General features: G+C 74.8%; 4 protein-coding genes. All 4 read right to left on the minus strand.

Going from position 1 to position 6,576, the window contains the following annotated elements; genetic code table 11:
* On the minus strand, nucleotides 1-1,145 hold a 1,145-nt coding region (locus ACZ69I_RS38895), incomplete at its 3' end, for a homocysteine S-methyltransferase family protein (RefSeq protein WP_470837244.1).
* Nucleotides 1,142-2,125, minus strand: a complete 984-nt coding sequence (locus ACZ69I_RS38900; RefSeq protein ID WP_470837245.1) for a carbohydrate kinase family protein — start codon at nucleotides 2,123-2,125, stop codon at nucleotides 1,142-1,144. The genes ACZ69I_RS38895 and ACZ69I_RS38900, both read right to left, overlap by 4 nt.
* Before the next feature lie 123 nt (nucleotides 2,126-2,248).
* Nucleotides 2,249-3,460, minus strand: coding sequence for a methionine adenosyltransferase (gene metK / locus ACZ69I_RS38905; RefSeq protein WP_467682411.1), 1,212 nt, complete (start codon nucleotides 3,458-3,460; stop codon nucleotides 2,249-2,251).
* A gap of 962 nt (nucleotides 3,461-4,422) precedes the next feature.
* Nucleotides 4,423-6,027: an AMP-binding protein gene (locus ACZ69I_RS38910; RefSeq protein WP_470837248.1), complete on the minus strand. Its 1,605-nt coding sequence runs from the start codon at nucleotides 6,025-6,027 to the stop codon at nucleotides 4,423-4,425.
* Nucleotides 6,028-6,576: the final 549 nt, after the last annotated feature.

Raw genomic sequence — 6,576 nt, forward strand, 5'->3', positions numbered from 1 at the left:
GCGCCCTCACGGATCTGATCGCGCGCCATCTCCACGCAGTCGTCCCAGCGGCCCTCCAGCATCGCCTGACGGAACTTCTTCGACCCGTTGGCGTTCGTGCGCTCCCCGATCGCCAGATAGGCGGTGTCCTGACGGAAGGGCACACTCTGATAGAGGGAGGCGGCGCCGGGTTCGGGGTGGGGGGTGCGGGCGGGCGGGGTCAGGCCGCGCACCCGCTCCACGACCTGGCGCAGGTGGGCGGGGGTGGTGCCGCAGCAGCCGCCGATCAGGGACAGGCCGTAGTCGCGGACGAAGTTCTCCTGGGCGTCGGCCAGGCCCTGGGGGTCCAGGGGGAAGTGCGCGCCGTCCTTGGTCAGGACCGGCAGGCCCGCGTTGGGCATGCACAGCAGCGGGATGCGGGAGTGGCGGGCCAGATAGCGCAGGTGTTCGCTCATCTCGGCCGGGCCGGTGGAGCAGTTCAGGCCGATCATGTCGATGCCGAGCGGCTCCAGGACGGTCAGCGCGGCGCCGATCTCGGAGCCCAGGAGCATGGTGCCGGTGGTCTCGAAGGCCAGGGAGCACACCAGGGGCAGGCTGATGCCGGTGGCGTCCAGGGCGCGGCGGGCGCCCAGGAGGGCGGCCTTGGTCTGCAGGAGGTCCTGGGTGGTCTCCACGATGAGCAGGTCGGCGCCGCCGGCGATGAGGCCTTCGGCGTTGGCCTGGAAGCCCTCGCGCAAGGTGGCGTAGTCGATGTGGCCCAGGGTGGGCAGTTTGGTGCCCGGGCCCATCGAGCCGAGCACCCAGCGCTGCTGGCCGGTGTCGCGGGTGAACTCCTCGGCGACCTCGCGGGCGATGCGGGCGCCGGCCTGGGAGAGCTCGAAGGTCCGCTCGGGGATGTCGTACTCGTTCAGGGCCGCATGGTTGGCGCCGAAGGTGTTGGTCTCCACGCAGTCGACGCCGGCGGCGAAGTACGCCTGGTGCACCGCGCGCACGATGTCGGGGCGGGTGACGTTCAGGACTTCGTTGCAGCCCTCGAGCTGCTGGAAGTCCTCCATCGTGGGGTCCTGGTCCTGGAGCATGGTGCCCATCGCGCCGTCGGCCACCACCACACGGGTGGCCAGGGCCTGGCGCAGGGCGTCGGCGCGCCGGCGCTGGTCGCTGCTCATGCGGTGCCCACGATCCGGTCCTCCAGGGCGCGGGCCGCGGCCGGCCCGTACGTCTGGTCGATGCGGGCGATCAGGTCGGCGGGCAGGAGTTTGTACTCCTGGGTGCCGACCGATTCCAGCACGGTGGTGGCCAGGACGCAGCCGAGCTGGGCGGCGCGTTCCTGGGGCAGGTTCCAGGCGGTGCCGGCCAGGAAGCCCGCGCGGAAGGCGTCGCCCGCCCCGGTGGGGTCGGCGATCTTTTCGGTGGGTACGGCGGGGACGGCCAGGCGGGGGCAGCCGGCGCGGGCCAGGGACACCCCGCCCGCGCCCAGGGTGGTGATCCAGGTGTCCACCCGGTCAAGGAGCTGCGGCTCGCTCCAGCCGGTGCGCTCCAGCAGCAGGGCGGCCTCGTACTCGTTGGTGAACAGCCAGCGGGCGCCCTCGACCAGCTGCCGGGCCTGGGCGCCGTCCAGGCGGGCCAGCTGCTGGGAGGGGTCGGCGGCCACGGGCAGGCGCAGGCGGTGGGCGGCGGCGGTGTGGCGCAGCATCGCGGCGGGGTCGTCGGCGCCGATGAGGACCAGGGCGGGGGGTCCGGTGCGGGCGGTGACGGCGGCCAGGTCGATGCGGGCGGCCTCGGCCATGGCGCCGGCGTAGAAGGTGGCGATCTGGTTCTGGTCCTGGTCGGTGGTGCACACGAAGCGTGCGGTGTGCAGGGTGTCGCTGACGTGGACGGCGGAGGTGTCCACGCCGTGCTCTTGCAGCCAGGTGCGGTACTCGGCGAAGTCCAGGCCGGCCGCGCCGATCAGGAGCGGGTGCAGGTCCAGCAGGCCCAGGCCGAAGGCGATGTTGGCGGCGACGCCGCCGCGGCGCACCTCGAGGCGGTCGGCGAGGAAGGACAGGGAGACCCGCTCCAGTTGCTCCTTGATCAGCTGCTCGGCGAAGCGGCCGGGAAAGACCATCAGATGGTCGGTCGCTATCGAGCCGGTCACGGCGATACGCACGAGAAAAGCACTCCCTTGAAAGCTGAGGGTCGGCCTCTGGGCTGCGGGCGGGCAGACAGGCGCAGGTGGGGGGTGGGGTGCCGCCGGTGCGGGCCCGGCGGCACCCCGTGGCGGCAAGGGGGGTCAGGCGGCCTCGGCGGCGGCGCGCAGGGCGGCGGCGCGGTCGGTGCGCTCCCAGGTGAGGTCGGCCAGGTCGCGGCCGAAGTGGCCGTAGGCGGCGGTCTGGGCGTAGATCGGGCGCAGCAGGTCCAGGTCGCGGATGATCGCGGCCGGGCGCAGGTCGAAGACCTGGGCGATGGCCGCCTCGATCTTGTCGGTGTCCAGGGTGGCGGTGCCGAACGTCTCCACGAACAGGCCGACCGGCTCGGCCTTGCCGATGGCGTAGGCGACCTGGACCTCGCAGCGGGCGGCCAGGCCGGCGGCGACGACGTTCTTGGCGACCCAGCGCATCGCGTAGGCGGCCGAGCGGTCGACCTTGGAGGGGTCCTTGCCGGAGAAGGCGCCGCCGCCGTGGCGGGCCATGCCGCCGTAGGTGTCGACGATGATCTTGCGGCCGGTCAGGCCGGCGTCGCCCATCGGGCCGCCGATCTCGAAGCGGCCGGTGGGGTTGACGAAGAGGCGGTAGTCGTCGGTCTCCAGCTTGATGCCGTCGTCGGCGAGCTGGGCCAGGACGTGCTCGACGACGTGGGTGCGCACGTCGGGGGTGAGCTGCTCCTCCAGGTCGATGTCGGCGGCGTGCTGGGAGGAGACCACGATGGTGTCCAGGCGCACGGGCCGGCTGCCCTGGTACTCGATGGTGACCTGGGTCTTGCCGTCGGGGCGCAGGTAGGGGACGGTGCCGTCCTTGCGGACCGCGGTCAGCCGGCGCGAGAGGCGGTGGGCCAGCTCGATGGGCAGCGGCATCAGCGAGGGCGTCTCGTCGGTGGCGTAGCCGAACATCAGGCCCTGGTCGCCGGCGCCCTGCTTGTCGAGTTCGTCCTCGTCGCCCTCGACGCGCTGCTCGTAGGCGGTGTCCACGCCCTGGGCGATGTCGGGCGACTGGGCGCCGATGGACACCGAGACGCCGCAGGAGGCGCCGTCGAAGCCCTTGGCCGAGGAGTCGTAGCCGATCTCCAGGATCTTGTTGCGGACCAGGGTGGCGATGTCGGCGTAGGCGGCGGTGGTGACCTCGCCCGCGATGTGCACCTGACCGGTGGTGATCAGGGTTTCGACGGCGACGCGGGAGGCGGGGTCCTGGCTGAGCAGGGCGTCCAGGACGGTGTCGCTGATCTGGTCGGCGATCTTGTCGGGGTGGCCCTCGGTCACGGATTCCGAGGTGAACAGGCGGCGGGACATGACTCTCCAGGGCAGCAGGAAGGGGATGGATGGACGGGCGGCGGCGGGGCCGCGGGGCGGGGGCTGCGCGGGCAGTCCCCCGCCCGGTCGGTAAGGACGAAGGGGGCCGGCCGGGACGGCACTTGGCGGGTGCGGGGCCGCGGCGGTACGGGGGCCACGGCGGCGCCCAGGCCGGGACGGCGTGAGGGACGGGATGGAGCCAGGCCGCGGCGGCGCGAAGGACAGGACGGTGCCAGGCCGCGGCGGCGTGAGGGACGGGGCGGGCGGGGGGCGGGGCGCGGCCGGGGTGCGGGGGTGGTCTGCCGCTCCCCTGTGGTGCGGGACGGTGTGGCGGTGCCGGACCGGTACCGCGGCCGTGAAACCGGCACCGGCCGGGGCGACTTGGGCTGTGCCGGGGCGGCCGGGCCGGGATGACATGGCCGGTGCCGGATCGCCTGGTCCGGGCCGCCCGGATGGCCAAGCCCGGGCCGGGATGACATGGCCGGTGCCGGATCGCCTGGTCCGGGCCGCCCGGATGGCCAAGCCCGGGCCGGGATGACATGGCCGGTGCCCGGACGGCCAGGTCCGGGCCGGAGTGACGTGGCCGGTGCCGGATGGCCAAGTCCGGGCCGTGCAGGAGGTCTCAGGTGGTGAGGGGCGGCAGGTTCGCGGACCGGGGGCGTGCGCCCGCCGGGCCGAGCGGCAGTCGCCACACCCCACCTCCCCTCTACGTCCAGGGAGTTGACGCCGAAGCGCTGGGCAGGGCGGCGTCCGGGGCTGTCGGGCGTCCCGGGCGCGGCAGCGGGGTACGGCGGTGCCCCGGGGTGCCCGGGGGGGGCGGCCCGACCGGAGCCGGGGCGGCCTCCCCGGGCCCCCGGGCGCACCGCCGTTCCCGCCGGGGTGCGGGCACGGGCCGGGCGCCGGGGAGGGGCGGCGCTGCGCCCCTCCCCCGCCCCGGCCCGGCCCCGCCGTTGCCCGCCCGGTCAGGCGGGGTCGTTCAGGCGCTGGTGGAGGTGGTCGGCCAGCGCCAGGCGCTGGACCTTGAGGGTGGCGGTGCGCGGGAGTTCGGCCTGGGGGATCTGGACGGGGGCGGCGAGCTGGGGGAAGTCGGTGACGGCGGTGCGCCAGCGCTCGGGGTCCAGGGGGGTGTCGTCGGTGGTGCAGATGACCGGGACGGGTTCGTCGCCGGGGCCGGGGACGACGACCAGTTCGCTCAGTTCGGGCAGGCGGCCCAGGACCACGTCCTCGACCTCCAGGGAACTGGTGATGCCTTCGATCATGTCGACTTCGCGGTCGAGCATGTGCAGGCAGCCCAGGCGGGTGCGGTAGCCGACGTCGCCGGTGCGCCACCAGGCGCCGTTGCGGTTGGCGGCGTAGCGGTCCTGTTCGGCGAAGTAGGTCTTGGCCAGGCCGTCCCAGGCGACCTCGATGAAGCCGGGGTGGTCCTGGGTGGGGGGCCGGCCGTCGCGGCTGACGACGCGGACCCTGGCCGCGCCCAGGGGCATCGCCCAGCCCACGCAGCGTCCGTTGGCCTTGTGGGCGGAGGTGCGGAAGTAGGCGCGTCCGACGGCGGGGCCGACCTCGCTCTGGCCGTAGATCTGGAAGAAGAGGGCGCCGGGGCGCCGGGAGGCGTTGAGCAGGCGGCTCATGGTGCGCGGGTGGATCGCGTCGAAGGTGCTGGAGAAGATTTTCACCGAGGCGAACGGGCGGCGCGGGTCGGCGGCGAGGTCTTCCCAGTCCATCAGGGAGTTGGGCAGGGCCTCCACGAAGCCGGGCCGGTGGGCGGCGAACTGCTCGGCGATGCTGTTGGGGTCGGAGTCGTTCAGGAGCAGGATCGGCAGTTCCTTGAGCAGGGCCAGGGACATCGCCGCGACCATCCGGGAGTGCACGAAGGGGATGTGGATGGCGACGGGGTCCTTGCGGCGCATCAGGGAGAGCAGACGCCACTGGGGCACCAGGCGGATGCCCTGGGTGCGGGGGGTGTGCACGACGAGTTTGGGCAGTCCGGTGGTGCCGGAGGTGTGGGTGATGACGGCGGCCTCGTCCAGGGGGCGGACCACCGGCGACACCCGCGGGGCGCCGGCCAGGGCGGCCAGGGACTGGGTGGCGGGGTGGGCGCCGGCCACGGTGAGCACCCGCCGGGTCAGCTCGGCCAGCGGCAGCTGCTGCAGGCCCGGCCGGCCGGGGGGGCCGGTGAGTTTGGCGGTGTCGGTGAGCAGGGTGGGCCGGCCCACCCGTTCGATGAGGGCGCCCACGGTCGTCGCGTCCAGGGCGGGCGAGAGCATCACCGGGATCGCGCCGATGCGGGAGGCGGCGGCGCCGAGCATCCAGATGTCGGCGTTGGCGCTCTTGTGGATGACCAGGTGTTCGTCGGGCCGTACGCCGGCCGCCCACAGGCGGGCCGCCAGGTCGTCCACGGCGTCGGCGAACCGGGCCACCGTCAGGCGCCGGCCGAGGTGGGGCAGGGCGTCCAGGTCGTGGTCGAGGGTGATGGGCGTCGCGCCGTTGAGGGCGGCGGCCATCTGCGGCAGGAGTCCCAGGTGCAGGCCGCGCTGTTGGATCGATCGGTAGAGCGTGGAGCCCTTCATTCGGGGCGGTCTCCTTTGCGGGATGGGGTGGCGGGCCACCCGGTGGCGGCCCGGCGCCGCACCCGGTCACGGGCGGGGCCGGGCGGGGCGCCGGCCCGGGCCGGCGGGAGCCCGGCCGCCCGCCCCGGGGCGGGTGGCCGGGCGGGGGCGGGCACATCTTTGCGCGGCGGCCTCACATTGCGCGGGGCTGCGTCGTCGAAGGACATGAGGCGGGCGAGGCAGGGCCCCTCGCCCCGGGAGGCGCCCGTGCCGGCGCCCCCCGGGGGGGCGAGGGGGCTGCCTGGGCCGCGCCGGGGTGCCGGGGGCGCCCCCTCGGGCCGGTCCACGCAGCCGGCTGTGCCCCCGGCCTGGCCCCTGTTCACCGGCTGGGCCCGTGCGGTGCTGACCGACACCGCCCGGCCCGGCCGGGCTGCTGCGCCCCGCACCCCCGGGCACCCCCCGGGCGGGGGGGATCGTTCAGGTGGTGGCGCGGCCGGCCTTGAGGGCGGCGGCGGTGTCCACCACGCGCCGGGCCTGGTGGCGGGCGGCTTCCAGGGCGACCTCGCCCGG

Source organism: Streptomyces sp. NPDC036815, from assembly GCF_055609205.1.